Source organism: Modicisalibacter radicis, assembly GCF_900961225.1.
Lineage (GTDB): Bacteria > Pseudomonadota > Gammaproteobacteria > Pseudomonadales > Halomonadaceae > Modicisalibacter.
Genome location: NZ_CAAHFN010000014.1, coordinates 1 through 418 on the forward strand (window position 1 = coordinate 1; position 418 = coordinate 418).

The window sequence follows — 418 nt, forward strand, 5'->3', positions numbered from 1 at the left end:
GAAACAAAGCGTTTTCCGCTGGTTACACTAAACTCGGTGCTGGTATGTTTAACAAAAGCATTGCAAATAATATCGTTATACAGTGCTTGGTGACATAACTGCTCATAACAAATTTTGTAATTTGCTTCATTACCAAGTGCAAGCTCACTGGCCAGTTGTGCTAAATGTGCCTGAGCATCTAATAATAATGCTGCTTCGCGATGATAAATACGACCCTTTTCAGTTAATTGCAATCGATAATGGCTACGATCTAACAATTCAAAACCAAGCTCAGCTTCAAGTTTCTTAATAGCTAACGTTAAAGCTGGTTGCGATTTATACAGTGCTGAAGCAGCTTGCGACAAGCTTTGAGTGCGAACAATGGCATCAAGCATTTTTAACTGCACTACGTTCATAATTGTCCAACTTAAGATTATAA

At 38.0% G+C, this 418-nt stretch carries 1 protein-coding gene; it reads right to left on the reverse strand.

Annotated features, from left to right (window positions below; all coding sequences use genetic code 11):
- A partial coding sequence (locus tag HR9077_RS00820) for a LysR family transcriptional regulator (protein ID WP_136064159.1) occupies nucleotides 1-395 on the reverse strand: 395 nt, incomplete at its 3' end.
- Nucleotides 396-418 lie beyond the last annotated feature (23 nt).